The sequence below is a fragment of the Phyllobacterium sp. P5_D12 genome (genome assembly GCF_054049495.1).
Genome location: NZ_JBFUMG010000068.1, coordinates 1 through 14,237 on the forward strand (window position 1 = coordinate 1; position 14,237 = coordinate 14,237).

The window sequence follows — 14,237 nt, forward strand, 5'->3', positions numbered from 1 at the left end:
GTATCAAATATGATTTCGCGCATGGAATCACCCCTTTGCCCAAGTTCCACGAATTGGCCAATGCGGGCAAGTGGGGACTGGATGTTTCCCCTCTATACTGTGAGTACACTGATAATCCTGCGAATTTCATCTCGGGTGACGTCAAAATTATGGCGTGTGTCGATGATGAAATCGGCGCGGGCGCGCTTTTCCGCATCCGGAGTCTGGCGTGCCAGAATGGCGTCCAGCTTGTCGGCCGTCATGCCGGGACGTTCGAGAACCCGTTTTCGTTGTACTTCCTCAGGCGCGGTAACGACGAGTATCTTGTCAACCCGGTCTTCAGCGCCTGTTTCGAAGAGCAGAGGAATATCGACGACAATCAGTTTCGCACCGCTGGCGCGCGCGTCATCTCGAAATCGGTTTTCCTCGGCCCGAACAAGCGGATGGACAATCGCCTCGAGCTTTTTCAGGGCCACGGGATTTCCCATGACCGCGGTGGAAAGTTTCGTGCGATCCACCTTGCCGTCTTCGGTCGTTCCAGGGAACGCCGCTTCGATCAATGGAGCGGCCGCACCAGAATAAAGCCGATGCACAGTCTCATCGGCCGAGTAAACCGGTATTCCTTCGTCAATGAACATTTGAGAGGATGTTGACTTGCCCATGCCGATTGAACCCGTCAGGCCAAGCACGATCATGTGGACTTCCCACCGTGGGTTGGTCTGTCCATATCGGCAAGAATGAGTGCTCGCAGTTCCGGCGTGACTTCCGGTGTGGCGCCAAACCAAAGTTTGAAACCGGGAACAGCCTGGTGCAACAACATGCCAAGACCGTCCACCGTTCTCAGCCCGTGCGCCCGCGCGGCCTTTAGCAGCGGCGTTTCGAGCGGAACATAGACAATGTCGGTCAACAAGGCATTTGCATTTGCGGACGACAGATCAAAGGTCAGATCATCCTCGCCTTCCATGCCCAGTGACGTCGTGTTGACAATGAATGTGGCGTCTTGCAGCAACTCAGGAATTGCCCGCCATCCGTGCGGGCTAATGCCGTGCCCAAAGCGATCCGCAAGTGCCTGCGCTCGGTCCACTGTGCGATTGACTATGCGGATGTCATTAAATCCTCGCTGCTTCAGCGCATAGACGACTGCACGACTGGCGCCGCCGGCGCCGAGAACCAGCGCTTTATTGCCATTGTCCCAGCCCGGGCCGAGGGCATCCAGATTGGCGAGGAAACCGTAGGCGTCGGTATTACCACCCCACAACTCTCCATCCTCAAACCACAGCGTGTTGACAGCGCCGATATCTTCAGCGGCACTGTCGCGCTTTTTGCACAGGGCAAAAGCCATCTCCTTGTGCGGTATTGTTACGTTGCCACCGGTGTAACCATTGTTCTGCAGGCTCCGGACAAAATCGGTAAAGCCTTCCGGCGCAATCTCGATGGCCTGATATGAGCCTTCCAGGCCGTATTTCTTCAGCCAATAGCCGTGGATCAACGGCGAACGCGAGTGGCGAATAGGGAATCCCGTAACAAACGCTTTTGGATAATCAGCCATCTATCGCGCCCTCACGGCGTAACTCGGCAAGCAATGGCAAAAGCGGTAAACCCACTATGGTGAAATAGTCGCCATCAACCTTTTCGAACAGCTGAACGCCTTCGCCCTCGATTTGGTAGGCGCCGACACTTTGCAAAGCGATGGTTCCAACGCGCGACAGGTATCTACCAATGAAACCTGGATCGAGATCGCGCAAAGTTATGCGTGCGACCGACACGTGACGCCACAATGTCTGGCCATTCTTGGCGAGAACGACCGCGCTGTTGAGGTGATGCGTTCTTCCAGACAGTTTCAGCAATTGCCGGCGCGCAGCCTCCATGTCTTCCGCCTTGTGCAGTATCTCATCGCCTAGGGAAAGGGTCTGATCGGAACCGATCACTAGTGCGGAAGGGTTGCGCTCACTGACATCCAGAGCTTTTGCCTCCGCCAGAATCTGAGCGACATCTTCTGGCGTTGCGCCGCTATCATACAATGGTGCCTCCACAGCACGCTCATCGATGTCAGCCGATTGAACGGTGAAAGCAATACCAGCGTTTCTCAACAGTGTGGCACGGAACGGGCTTTTGGAGGCGAGAATGATGTCCATGTTGGTTCTCCCTTGACCAGCGATGCGTTACCGCCYCTGCGAACGCAGGGCAAGAACCGCTGCCGCAGTTTCTTCAATTGAACGGCGGGAAACATCGATCATCGGCCAGTTGTGCCGATGACAAATCTGCCGTGCATAGGTCAGTTCTTCGATAATATTGGCGCGATCGAGGTAATGATCGGCGTCGAAGCTGAGAGCTGCGCCGAGCACGCGGTGCTGACGTACCTGTGAAATACGTTCCGCCGAAGCGACCAATCCGACAATCAAGGGTCTTTCGCATTTCACTAGAACGTCCGGAATGGGCACCCCGATAACGATAGGAACATTGACAGTCTTGATACCACGATTGGCGAGATAGATGCTGGTTGGCGTTTTTGACGTGCGCGAAATGCCGATCAGAATGACGTCTGCTTCCTCGATATCCGGGGGAAGCTGGCCATCATCGTGCTCCATTGTGAAATTGAGCGCGTCAATCCGCTGGAAATATTCTGCATTGAGAACGTGCTGGGCGCCGACACGCCGGCCGGCCGGGGCGCCAAGATAAGATTGGAACAAGGTGAGAACCGGTTCGAGTACGGATACGCATGGGACACCGATTGACGCGCAAGTGTCGTCGATCATGGCGGCAAGCCGCTGATCGACGATCGTGTAAAGGACGATACCCGGCTCGGCATCTATGCCTTCCAGCACTCTTTTGATCTGCTTTTCGGTCCTTATCAGTGGATAGACATGCTCAATCGCCCGTGCATGGGCATATTGTGCCGCGGCGGCACGACCGGCTGCGATGAGGGTCTCTCCCGTCGCATCAGAGATCATGTGAAGATGAAAGTAGTTTATCGGTTTCGTCACAGAAAATTCCACGTCCTGTTGATGATTGGGGACAAAGTGCCAGCGCTTCCACAACTGATGGCAGCCATGTGAATTATTGGCAAGTCATCCACAGCGAGCCTGCCTGTGGGAACTTCTTCCGACCGTTTTGCAATTCTGTGGACTATTGCGACTTTTCGTCTGTTTTCCCATGGCTTTCACAGGATTATCCACAATTGATACTAAGGTAACTAATTGATATAATTGACTTATCTTGATTTTCACCACTACCTTGGGAAACTTTGCTGCAGTTATTCTGGATTGGACCCGGAATTGTTCGTTGTGGGAAAATTCTGGCAATGTGGTAATTCCCATTACAAACAGACTCTAAGAATCAGAAAATCCAAATAAGATCTCAATTTCTTTTTTGTAAGATAAATCGGAGTGACCAATGATGGTTCGCAAAGTGATGAAAGTCCTTGGAGGCGAGACTGTCTTTCCTCCACCAATCTGGATGATGCGCCAAGCGGGACGCTATCTTCCCGAGTATCGAGAAGTGCGAAAGAACGCAGGCAGCTTTCTCGACCTGTGCTATTCGCCAGATCTGGCTGTCGAAGTAACCATGCAGCCTATTCGCCGTTTTGGTTTCGATGCGGCGATCCTGTTTTCTGATATTCTGGTTGTCCCGCACGCGCTCGGCCGCGATCTTCGCTTCGAGGAAGGACGTGGCCCCCTGATGACACCGATCGACAAGGACGGGATATTCTGGCTGGAATCGAAAGGTGCTGCCGATCGCCTGGAGCCTGTCTACGAGACCGTGCGGCTGTTACGGCAGCAACTCCCTACCGAAACAACCTTGCTTGGCTTCTGTGGGGCGCCCTGGACGGTGGCGACGTATATGATTGCCGGACATGGCACACCGGATCAGGCTCCTGCCCGGCTGTTCGCCTATCGCAACCCGGAAGCATTTCAAAAGCTGTTGGACGAGCTCGCTGATGTATCCGCTGAATACCTTATCCGTCAGATCGATGCGGGTGCTGATGCGGTGCAGATTTTCGATTCCTGGTCTGGTGTTCTCGATGAAGCCTGTTTCGAGCGGTTTTGCGTGGCGCCAGTTGCGGCAATTGTTAAAAAGGTTCGCGAAGTTCATCCAGATGTTCCAATCATCGGTTTCCCCAAAGGTGCGGGTGCGCTTTATGTGAACTATCGGGAACGTACCGGTGTCACCGCACTCGGACTGGATTGGTCAGTGCCGCTTTCGATGGCCTCGTCATTACAGGGTGGTGGGGCAGTTCAGGGCAATCTCGATCCCTTGCGGGTCGTTGCCGGTGGTCGGGCTCTGGACGATGGCATCGACGCTATTCTGGATGCGTTGGGTCGGGGACCACTGATCTTCAATCTGGGTCATGGCATTACACCGGATGCGCCGGTGTCCCATGTCGAGCAGATGGTGAACCGCGTACGTCAGGCCACGATCCGGACCTGATTATCAAGGGTAGGCAAGCAGTATGAGTGATATCAAATTGACCGATACGGAATCGAAGAAAATTCCAGTTCTGCCGAGGTTGATCGCTGCAACTGTGGTGCTTTGTGTCATCACGCTGGTTTTCGTATATCCCGGCGGAGCCTATCCATGGGTTAAAGCGATCCATGTCATAGCCGTTATCTCGTGGATGGCTGGCATGCTCTATTTGCCACGATTGTTTGTTTATCACTGCGCTGCCGAACCGGGTTCAGTTCAATCCGAAACCTTCAAAGTGATGGAAAATCGCCTGTTGAAGGCGATCATCGATCCCGCCATGGGTGTGACCTGGCTTGCAGGGCTGTGGCTTGCCTGGCAATCGGCCGCTTACATGGATGGCTGGTTTCACGTCAAGTTTCTATCTGTTCTCGTTCTTTCGGGCGTGCATGGGTATTTTTCCAAGGCGGTACGGCTATTTGCAGAGGATCGAAACGTGAAGACGGTTCGCTTCTGGCGTATGATGAATGAAGTACCGACCGTGTTGATGGTCATTATTGTCATCATGGTCATCATAAAGCYATTTTGATCGATAATAAAAATTTTGGTCAGTGATCAATACCACTGATGAAATCTCTTGCCCTTATGGCCATGATTGGCTAGACAAGGGCCTCCTCTCCGGAAATACCGCCACAGCAATCTTCGGCCATTTTTAGTGGCACTGCATTCAGGCATCGTCATTTCCCTTTCCCATTTCACACCAATAGAATTAAGAGTTCCGCACACATGCAGGAAATGAAACTACAAGAACTCAAGAACAAGACCGCGGTTGACCTTCTCGCCTTTGCCGAATCGCTTGAGGTTGAAAACGCCAGCGTCATGCGCAAACAGGAATTGATGTTTGCGATCTTGAAAAAACTGGCCTCGCAAGAGGTAGAAATCATCGGCGAAGGCGTGGTCGAGATTTTGCAGGATGGCTTCGGCTTCATGCGCTCCGCCAATGCCAATTATCTGCCGGGCCCCGATGACATCTATATTTCACCGTCGCAGATCCGGCGGTTTTCGCTGAAGACAGGCGATACAGTGGAAGGCCCTATCCGCGGTCCGAAGGAAGGTGAGCGCTATTTCGCCCTTCTCAAGGTTAATACCATCAACTTCGAAGATCCCGAAAAAATCCGCCACAAGATCCATTTCGACAATCTGACGCCGCTCTATCCAAATGAACGCTTCAAGATGGAGCTGGAGAATCCTACCACCAAGGATCTTTCCGCTCGCGTCATCGATCTGGTCGCGCCACTTGGCAAAGGCCAACGCGGACTGATTGTTGCCCCGCCCCGCACGGGTAAAACCGTACTCTTGCAGAATATTGCGCATTCAATCACTGCCAATCACCCCGAGTGCTATCTTATTGTGCTTCTGATCGACGAACGTCCGGAAGAAGTGACCGACATGCAGCGCTCGGTGAAGGGCGAAGTCGTGTCGTCTACTTTTGATGAGCCGGCGTCACGCCACGTACAGGTCGCGGAGATGGTTATCGAGAAGGCGAAGCGTCTTGTCGAACACGGCCGCGATGTTGTTATTCTGCTCGATTCCATTACCCGGCTTGGCCGCGCCTACAATACCGTGGTGCCGTCATCCGGTAAGGTATTGACCGGTGGTGTCGACGCCAATGCCCTGCAGCGGCCGAAGCGTTTCTTTGGTGCCGCGCGTAACATCGAAGAAGGCGGTTCGCTGACGATTATCGCGACAGCGCTGATCGATACGGGCAGCCGTATGGATGAAGTCATCTTCGAAGAGTTCAAGGGTACCGGCAACTCCGAAATCGTGCTCGACCGCAAGGTCGCCGACAAGCGCATCTTCCCGTCCATGGATATTCTGAAATCCGGTACGCGTAAGGAAGACCTTCTTGTGCCGCGGCAGGATCTGCAGAAGATTTTCGTTCTGCGCCGTATTCTCGCTCCCATGGGCACGACAGATGCGATCGAGTTCCTTATCGACAAGCTCAAGCAGACCAAGACCAACGGTGAATTCTTCGATTCGATGAATACGTAACGTTTAAGAATTTGGCCGAAGCAGTGTTTGAAGCTCTTCGGTCGTCTCCACCGGTGCAAGACAGACGAACCCGCGGCACAAATAGGCTGCGGGTTTGTTTATTGTGACCTCGCCGGCGCCAGGAACGAGTTCCATCTTTTCGCCTTTGCGAAACGCAATCCATATGTCGGTACGGCGTGGGTCAGGTGTGTGAGCCGCCAGTTTCATAAGGGGATGGTCTATCTCCGGCGCAACGATAACCAGTTTCAACGGCTCAAGAAGAAGGCTGGCGCTGTTGAAAACCCCAGCCTGTCCGTAACGCTGTTGGATCACCCGGCCCAGCGCATTCTCAGCAATGTTTTCCGCATTCTGCCGAAGTTCCTCATCTCCGGTTATCGTCGCCAGGCGCGTCATTGCTTCGATGACTTGGCTGGTCGCGCTGGGTATCGCCTCATCCTGATCGCCGCGCACGCGAATGATGACATCCGCACTGTCAGAAGCGCTAAGGGCATAATTACCGTCCTCGGTCCTGTGCCATTTATCTAGCATTGTGAGCCAATGCTGCGCATCCTTGATATATGGCTTTTCCTGCGTCGCCTGATAGAGCGACAGAGCGGCGTTGATCATCGCGGCATAGTCTGATGATAGCCCTGGAAACAGTCGCGACTCACAGAGGACCGAATGCGGAAGCCGCCCATCCACAGTCGATTCGGATATGGAACGATAAGCTGTTGCGCCTAGTTGCAACCAATCGGGCCGATCGAATGCGCGTGCAGCCTCTGCGAGCGCGCGGATCATCAAACCGTTCCAATCGGTTAATGCTTTATCATCCCGTCCGGGGCGAACACGGTTCGCCCGTATGGAAAAGAGCCTCTGCCTTGCGCCGGCCACTTGTCGTTCAACGTCGGCATCGAGACTGTCGAGAGCGTGGAGCCGATTGAGGATCGTCTTTTCCTCCCAGTTCCCCTTCTCGTGCACATCATAGACTTGGCGGAACGCCTGGAATTCTGGTTCATCAGGGATTTGGGCAGCCTCCCAGACGTAGAAGCGACCCTCCTCCCCTTCGCTGTCGGCGTCGAGACTGGAAGCAAAGCGTCCGTCGATAAGCATTTCCCGCTGCAGCCACCCAACTGTTTCTTCGATTCGGGTACGGAACAATTCATCTTGGCTCTGGGCATATGCGTATGTGGCGTGCCGGATGAGCTGCGCATTGTCGTAGAGCATCTTTTCGAAGTGCGGCACCAGCCAATCATCATCTACCGAATAGCGCGATAATCCGCCGCCGAGATGATCGTAAATCCCGCCCTGAAGCATCGTCTTCAGGCTGGTTAGAAATGCATCCCGATGGGCAATCTCGCCATTTCGGAGCCAGGATAGCCACAAGGTATCCATGAAGGGAGCGTTTGGAAACTTGGGGGCACCAGACAGGCCTCCTTTTGATAGATCGATCATGCTGTAGACATCGGCGGCAAATTGATCGAACAAATCTCTATTAATCGGGGTGGACTCTGCTTGGGCGTTAAGCCGCCCGCTCACGTGCGTGGTAATCAGATGGACATTTTGCTCGACGCGCGTCCGATCCTGAAGCCAGGCTGAGCTGATCGAACGGAGGACATCAAGGAAGCCCGGCCTGCCATACTTGGAGTGCTTGGGAAAGTACGTTCCTCCCCAGAAGGGCTTTGCCTCCGGCGTCAGGAACATCGTCAGCGGCCAGCCGCCCTGTTGGCCCATAGCTCCGAGAGCGGCCATATAGATCTGATCGATGTCAGGCCGCTCTTCGCGATCCACCTTCACATTGACGTACAGATCGTTCATCAGTGCAGCGACTTCAGCGTCTTCGAAACACTCATGCGCCATGACATGGCACCAATGGCAGGCGGCGTAGCCAACGGATAGTAGGATTGGCTTGCGGGCTTCTCGAGCCTCGTCCATTGCGAGCTTGCCCCATGGCCGCCAGTGGACAGGGTTTGCCGCATGCTGGCGGAGATAGGGGCTGGACTCGTAGCCGAGCAGATTGGCTTTCTCAAACATCGAAACTGCAACACCCTTTTCGAATGCAACACGACAGTCTATCAAGGCCCAGTGTAGGCGCGGATTGAATGAAATGAAACAGAACCATGTTTTTGGCGAAACGATTTTCGCCCTCTCCAGCGGTAGGCTTCCCTCTGGCGTGGCTGTCATGCGCATCTCCGGACCACAGACTCGATTCGTTATCGAAACGATATCCGGCGGGCTTCCCGAGCCGAGGATTGCCGCCTTGCGCTCCTTCAAGGATTCGGACAGCAGTCCCATCGATCGTGGACTGCTGCTGTTCTTTCYAGCGCCAGCAAGCTTTACCGGCGAAGATTGCGCTGAGTTCCATCTTCATGGCGGCAAGGCGGTTGTGGACGCTATGATTACTGCGTTGTACAAATTTGAAGGCTGCCGGTTGGCGGAGGCGGGAGAGTTTACCCGCCGAGCTTTTGCCAATGGCAAATTCGACCTGACGGTGGCTGAGGGCCTCGCCGACTTGATAGCGGCGGAGACCGATGGCCAACGCAGGCTTGCGCTCCAGATATCTTCTGGAGCTCAAGCAACTCTCTATGTCTCCTGGCGCACTGAACTGATACGTGGGCGCGCTTTGATCGAAGCCGAGCTTGATTTTGCCGACGAAGCGGATGTCCCAGGATCCGTCTCCGGTCAGGTCTGGCAGTCGATGCGCGATTTAGCTGACCGCATAGGCAAGCATGTTTCAGACGGAAAACGCGGTGCAATGGTCCGCGACGGTTTCCGCGTGGTTATCGTCGGGGCACCGAATGCGGGCAAATCCAGCCTTCTAAATGCGCTGGCAGGTCGCGATGTTGCCATCGTATCTGATGAGCCTGGAACGACGCGGGATCTAATCGAGATAAAACTTGATCTGAACGGCCTTCCAGTGCTGGTTACCGATACGGCTGGTTTGCGCGAAACGGAGGGAAAGGTCGAGAGAATAGGGATCGACCGCGCTCGAGAACAGGCGTCCGTAGCGGATCTGGTAATTACGTTAACCGATCTATCGAACCCGGTTGCGCCTGCGTTGGACGATGTTGCAGATAGAGTGACACTCCGTCTTGGCACGAAATGTGATCTCGTGTTGCCTTCGGCGGCTGCCAAATATGATCTAGTCATCTCCACCCGAACAGGGGAAGGACTGGATGACGTGTTGGAGGCGCTCTCTAAACGGGCAGAGCTTGCTGCTGGTAATCTCTCGGACCCGTTGCCCACGCGCCGCCGGCACATGGAACTCTTGGCGGAAACCATCCGGGAGATCACGGCTGCGGTTCACGACGAAGCGGCACCTCTGGAGGTTCGTGCCGAATACTTGCGTCGGGCCTCGCATTCGTTGGGGCGGATTACGGGTGATGTGGATGTCGAAGATATTCTCGACGTTGTTTTCTCGCAGTTCTGCATCGGCAAATGATTCACGTGAAACACTTGTTCGCAGAGGATTGTGGCGCACCCTGCCCGGCGCGAAAGGGAAGGCAGCAACGCACAGCTTGTGAGGATACCAAAGTGCCGATTGTTTCACGTGAAACATGGACCATCAGCCTATACTTGACTCCCGGCGCGGTTTTGCCCATCAAGACGCAGATTTGAATCTCTGAAAGTTTGTGGCTCGTGAAAGACGTTTTTGATGTCGTCATTATTGGTGGTGGTCACGCCGGCTGTGAAGCGGCGAGAGCCTCTGCGCGCTTTGGCGCAAGGACGGCGCTGATCACACATCGTGCTGACACGATCGGAGTTATGTCGTGTAATCCGGCCATTGGCGGACTGGGCAAGGGGCACCTTGTCCGCGAGATCGATGCACTCGACGGGCTCATGGGTCGAGTGGCCGACGCCGCGGGTATCCAGTTTCGCTTGCTGAATCGCCGAAAGGGTCCTGCCGTTCGCGGGCCGCGCACCCAGGCGGATCGCAAGCTCTATCGTCTGGCCATGCAACAGGCAATCGCCGAGCAAGACAATTTAACAGTGGTTGAGGGCGGTGCCAGTGATCTCGCTATTGAAAATGGCAGGGTTATTGGGGTCCAGCTGATGGATGGGCGCATTCTATCCTGCGCGTCAGCGGTTCTAACGACCGGAACATTTCTGCGTGGTCTCATTCATATTGGGGAAAAGCAGATCCCTGCGGGACGTATGGGCGAGGCCCCTGCCCTTGGCCTCTCAGACACCTTGGCAAAATATGAGTTTGCGCTCGGACGATTGAAGACTGGCACGCCGCCACGGCTCGACGGGCCTTCGATCGATTGGCAGAACCTGGACATGCAATCCGCCGATGCGGATCCATTGCCCTTTTCGCTGATGACGGATTCGATTCAGAATCCGCAGATAGATTGCGGGATTACGCGAACCACGCCGGAAACACATGCAATTATTCGGGCGAACTTGCATCGATCGGCCATGTATTCCGGCTCCATTGAAGGCGTCGGGCCGCGTTACTGTCCGTCCGTTGAGGATAAAATCGTAAAGTTTGGGGATCGGGACGGACATCAGATATTTCTTGAGCCGGAAGGTCTCGACGACAACACCGTTTATCCCAACGGCATCTCGACCTCGCTGCCGGAGGATGTCCAGCTCGATCTCTTGAAGACCATACCGGGTTTGGAACATGCTGTTATGTTGCAGCCGGGCTACGCCATCGAGTATGATTTTATTGATCCCCGCGAACTTGATCGCAGCTTGCAAGCACGTCGTATTTCGGGCCTGTTCATGGCGGGCCAGATCAACGGAACCACAGGTTATGAGGAAGCCGCTGCTCAAGGTTTGCTTGCTGGTCTCAATGCGGCTCGTCTCGCTGCTGGTTCCGCTCCTGTCATTATTCAGCGGACGGAGGCTTATATTGGCGTTATGGTGGATGATCTCACATCTCGTGGTGTAAGCGAACCATACCGCATGTTTACATCTCGGGCCGAGTTCCGGTTGTCGCTTCGGGCGGACAATGCTGATGAACGCTTGACTCCGATGGCTGAACGGCTTGGCATTCTCGGCACGGCACGCAAGGAACGCTTTGCTGGCCGGACGCGTGATCTCGATGCAGCGCGCGCACTCGCAAAGGGCTTGACGATCACTCCCAATGCAGCCGCGCGGGCTGATCTCCATTTGAACCAGGATGGCATCCGGCGCTCGGCCTACGACCTGTTGGCGTTCCCCGACATCGACTTTGTGCGTCTCAAGCAAATTTGGCCGGAGCTTTGTGAGATCGATGGTCGCATTGCTGATGCGCTGGAGATTGAAGCGCAGTACGCGGTCTATCTTGACCGGCAGAAGGCCGACGTGGCGGCCATGGAGCGCGAAGAATCCTTGCTAATTCCGCAGTCGATTGATTTTTCCACAACAGCGGGCCTGTCAAATGAGCTAAAGCAAAAGTTGAAGCAGCGGCAGCCGCTATCGATTGCGGAAGCGCAGCGTATTGATGGCATGACCCCCGCAGCAGTGGCGCTCATCATCACCCAGATACGCCGGACTGCCAGGCGTGATGTGGCGTGAGTTCTGCCCGTGAAAGACGCCTGAAAGAGGTTGTATCCATTGTTTCACGTGAAACAATGGATAATCTTAATGGCTTTGAAGAGATTTTCCGTAAGTGGTCAGCGGCAATTAATCTGGCGTCGCCCTCAACACTCGATCAGCTCTGGGAACGGCATATTGTCGATAGTGCTCAACTTTTCGACATGGCACCAAATGCCCTGAAGTGGCTGGATCTTGGCTCCGGCGGTGGGTTTCCAGGTATTATACTGGCAATTCTTCTGAAACAAAGACCGGGGAGCAGTATCGATCTGGTTGAAAGCAACGGCAAGAAGGCTGCTTTTTTGCGCACGGCGATTGGCCAATTCTCAACCCCTGGGACCGTCCATGCTATGCGAATAGATGCTGCATGGGCCAAAATAGCTCCTCCGGATATCATAACTGCCCGCGCGCTCGCTTCGTTGAGTGGTTTATTTACACTCGCGGAGCCTTGGTTGAGCCGGGGTGCAGTCGCGCTTTTTCAAAAAGGACGGGATTACCGCAGGGAAATCGAGGAAAGCCGTGACGCATGGTCGTTTGATCTGGTAGAACGTGAAAGTGCCGTCGACAAAGATTCTGTAGTCCTGCAAATCAGTAATTTGAGACGGAACGGCACGAACGTATAGAATTTGCACTCGCTTGATCGGCCCCGATCAACGTTTTGCTCAGGAAGCCAAGCGATGAACAGCCAGACTCGCATCATTACCATAGCCAATCAAAAGGGTGGAGTGGGTAAAACCACGACCGCCATCAATCTAGCCACGGCACTGGCGGCAATCGGCGAGTCTGTACTGATTGTCGATCTTGATCCCCAAGGCAATGCGAGCACCGGTCTTGGAATCGATCGAAAGAATCGGACGATATCGTCCTACGATGTCCTGATGCAGTCAGCTTCCGTCGAGGAGGCCGCCGTGCCAACGGCGGTGCCTAATTTATCGCTAATTCCGTCTACGCTGGACCTTCTTGGCGTCGAAATGGAGATTTCTAACGCGTCAGACCGTGCTACACGGTTGCGTAAGGCGTTTCGGGGTAGCGTGAAAGCATCCCCCTTCACCTACATTTTGATCGATTGCCCTCCGTCGCTCAATCTATTGACAATGAATGCGATGGCAGCGGCAGACTCGGTTCTGGTGCCATTGCAGTGCGAGTTCTTCGCGTTAGAGGGATTAAGCCAGCTTCTGGAGACCGTCAATCAGGTCAGAACGGCGCTTAATCCGAACCTGACGATCCAGGGAATCGTGCTTACGATGTTCGACGGGCGCAATAATCTCGCGACGCAGGTCGTGGATGATGTGCGCTCGTTCATGGGCGACAAGGTTTACCGGACAGTTATACCGCGCAATGTTCGGGTTTCCGAGGCGCCGTCCTACGGAATTCCAGCGATTTTATACGATCTGAAATGCGCGGGCAGCCAAGCTTATCTACAGCTCGCATCCGAGGTTATTCAGAGAGAGCGCCATTTACGTGCTGCCTAATCGATTCGAAGACGAAACATTTATGAGAGCCCCATTACGATGAACGAAGACCTGTCAAAAAAACGTTTGGGCCGCGGTCTGGCAGCCCTGATAGGCGAGATGGACCGTGTGCCTGATGAAGCGAGCCCACAATCTGTGGCGAATCTGGACCGCAAAGTCCCCATCGAATTCATAACGCGAAATCCTCGGAACCCACGCCGCCAATTTACGGAAGGTGATCTTGAAGACTTGACGCAGTCGATTCGGGAGCATGGCATCGTCCAGCCCGTGGTTGTTCGTCCGGCAAAGGATTCTCCTGGCCATTACGAATTGATTGCGGGTGAACGCCGCTGGCGTGCGGCCCAGCGCGCCGGGCTTGCGACAGTCCCGGTCATTATCCGCGAGGTTAATGATCGCGTCGCGCTTGAACTCGCAATCATCGAAAACGTACAGCGCGCCGACCTCAATCCCATCGAAGAAGGTATGGGATATCAACAGCTTATCGATGATCACGAGTATACCCAAGCCGATCTGGCACAGGTGATCGGCAAGAGCCGTAGTCACGTTGCCAATACGCTGCGGCTGCTCAAACTGCCTGACTCCGTGCGCGACATGATTACAAATGGTTCGTTGTCGGCCGGTCATGCTCGCACCCTCATCACGACGGAAGACCCAGCTGCGCTTGCCGAAAAAATCGTCGAGGGTGGCTTGTCAGTACGCCAGGCTGAAGCGCTTGCGCAGGATGGTGGCAAGCCGTCGGCTGTCAAGCGGAAAGCCGAACCCGGGGAGGGCAAGGACGCGGATACCAAGGCCTTGGAGAAGCTGCTTTCAGATGTCATGGGAATGCGCGTATCG

13 protein-coding genes are annotated in these 14,237 nt (G+C 54.6%); 8 read left to right on the forward strand and 5 right to left on the reverse strand.

What is annotated here, in order from left to right; all coding sequences use genetic code 11:
- Window positions 1–92: 92 nt before the first annotated feature.
- Genes coaE through ACXJ5O_RS07295 form a run of 4 tightly spaced genes read right to left on the reverse strand, consistent with a single transcriptional unit; the run spans window position 93 to window position 2,930 of the window.
- Complete coding sequence (gene coaE / locus ACXJ5O_RS07280; RefSeq protein WP_457299303.1) at window positions 93–674, reverse strand: dephospho-CoA kinase; 582 nt, start codon at window positions 672–674, stop codon at window positions 93–95.
- Complete coding sequence (locus ACXJ5O_RS07285; RefSeq protein WP_457299304.1) at window positions 671–1,528, reverse strand: shikimate dehydrogenase; 858 nt, start codon at window positions 1,526–1,528, stop codon at window positions 671–673. The genes coaE and ACXJ5O_RS07285 overlap by 4 nt, the downstream gene beginning before the upstream one ends.
- Entirely contained in the window at window positions 1,521–2,114 is a 594-nt protein-coding gene (locus ACXJ5O_RS07290) for a Maf-like protein (protein ID WP_457299305.1), read from the reverse strand. The genes ACXJ5O_RS07285 and ACXJ5O_RS07290 overlap by 8 nt, the downstream gene beginning before the upstream one ends.
- A 27-nt stretch (window positions 2,115–2,141) precedes the next feature.
- On the reverse strand, window positions 2,142–2,930 hold the full coding sequence (locus ACXJ5O_RS07295; RefSeq protein WP_457299311.1) for a pyruvate, water dikinase regulatory protein: 789 nt from the start codon (window positions 2,928–2,930) through the stop codon (window positions 2,142–2,144).
- A 445-nt stretch (window positions 2,931–3,375) separates the two neighbouring features.
- Here ACXJ5O_RS07295 and hemE point away from each other — a divergent pair, with 445 nt between their 5' ends.
- The 3 genes from hemE to rho all read left to right on the forward strand — a co-directional run bounded on the left by hemE (window position 3,376) and on the right by rho (window position 6,432).
- The gene (hemE, locus tag ACXJ5O_RS07300) at window positions 3,376–4,407 is read left to right on the forward strand and encodes a uroporphyrinogen decarboxylase (RefSeq protein WP_457299312.1); all 1,032 of its coding nucleotides are present in this window, start codon (window positions 3,376–3,378) and stop codon (window positions 4,405–4,407) included.
- A 22-nt stretch (window positions 4,408–4,429) separates the two neighbouring features.
- Complete coding sequence (gene hemJ / locus ACXJ5O_RS07305) at window positions 4,430–4,969, forward strand: protoporphyrinogen oxidase HemJ (RefSeq protein ID WP_457299306.1); 540 nt, start codon at window positions 4,430–4,432, stop codon at window positions 4,967–4,969.
- Between the two features lie 197 nt (window positions 4,970–5,166).
- Window positions 5,167–6,432 carry a transcription termination factor Rho gene (rho, locus tag ACXJ5O_RS07310; RefSeq protein WP_106714794.1) on the forward strand — a complete coding sequence of 422 codons (1,266 nt, stop codon included), beginning with the start codon at window positions 5,167–5,169 and terminating at the stop codon, window positions 6,430–6,432.
- Window positions 6,433–6,435: 3 nt separating this feature from the next.
- Here the strand turns inward: rho and ACXJ5O_RS07315 are convergent, their stop codons facing one another.
- Complete coding sequence (locus ACXJ5O_RS07315; protein ID WP_457299307.1) at window positions 6,436–8,442, reverse strand: thioredoxin domain-containing protein; 2,007 nt, start codon at window positions 8,440–8,442, stop codon at window positions 6,436–6,438.
- A 73-nt stretch (window positions 8,443–8,515) separates the two neighbouring features.
- Between ACXJ5O_RS07315 and mnmE the strand changes: the two genes are divergently transcribed.
- From mnmE to ACXJ5O_RS07340, 5 genes are all read left to right on the forward strand, one after another.
- Window positions 8,516–9,850: a tRNA uridine-5-carboxymethylaminomethyl(34) synthesis GTPase MnmE gene (gene mnmE / locus ACXJ5O_RS07320; RefSeq protein ID WP_457299308.1), complete on the forward strand. Its 1,335-nt coding sequence runs from the start codon at window positions 8,516–8,518 to the stop codon at window positions 9,848–9,850.
- A 176-nt stretch (window positions 9,851–10,026) separates the two neighbouring features.
- Window positions 10,027–11,913 (forward strand): tRNA uridine-5-carboxymethylaminomethyl(34) synthesis enzyme MnmG, encoded by a 1,887-nt coding sequence (mnmG, locus tag ACXJ5O_RS07325; RefSeq protein ID WP_457299313.1) that lies wholly within the window; start codon window positions 10,027–10,029, stop codon window positions 11,911–11,913.
- 56 nt (window positions 11,914–11,969) lie between these two features.
- Complete coding sequence (rsmG, locus tag ACXJ5O_RS07330; protein ID WP_457299314.1) at window positions 11,970–12,554, forward strand: 16S rRNA (guanine(527)-N(7))-methyltransferase RsmG; 585 nt, start codon at window positions 11,970–11,972, stop codon at window positions 12,552–12,554.
- 54 nt (window positions 12,555–12,608) lie between these two features.
- Entirely contained in the window at window positions 12,609–13,403 is a 795-nt protein-coding gene (locus tag ACXJ5O_RS07335) for a ParA family protein (RefSeq protein WP_457299309.1), read from the forward strand.
- A gap of 39 nt (window positions 13,404–13,442) precedes the next feature.
- Window positions 13,443–14,237, forward strand: a 795-nt coding sequence (locus ACXJ5O_RS07340; protein WP_457299310.1) for a ParB/RepB/Spo0J family partition protein, incomplete at its 3' end; no start/stop codon positions are given.

Coding starts and splice junctions, on each gene's coding strand:
- coaE (WP_457299303.1), bottom strand. CDS start 674: ATGATCGTGCTTGGCCTGACGGGTTCAATCGGCATGGGCAAGTCAACA.
- ACXJ5O_RS07285 (WP_457299304.1), bottom strand. CDS start 1,528: ATGGCTGATTATCCAAAAGCGTTTGTTACGGGATTCCCTATTCGCCAC.
- ACXJ5O_RS07290 (WP_457299305.1), bottom strand. CDS start 2,114: ATGGACATCATTCTCGCCTCCAAAAGCCCGTTCCGTGCCACACTGTTG.
- hemE (WP_457299312.1), top strand. CDS start 3,376: ATGGTTCGCAAAGTGATGAAAGTCCTTGGAGGCGAGACTGTCTTTCCT.
- rho (WP_106714794.1), top strand. CDS start 5,167: ATGCAGGAAATGAAACTACAAGAACTCAAGAACAAGACCGCGGTTGAC.
- ACXJ5O_RS07315 (WP_457299307.1), bottom strand. CDS start 8,442: ATGTTTGAGAAAGCCAATCTGCTCGGCTACGAGTCCAGCCCCTATCTC.
- rsmG (WP_457299314.1), top strand. CDS start 11,970: ATGGATAATCTTAATGGCTTTGAAGAGATTTTCCGTAAGTGGTCAGCG.
- ACXJ5O_RS07335 (WP_457299309.1), top strand. CDS start 12,609: ATGAACAGCCAGACTCGCATCATTACCATAGCCAATCAAAAGGGTGGA.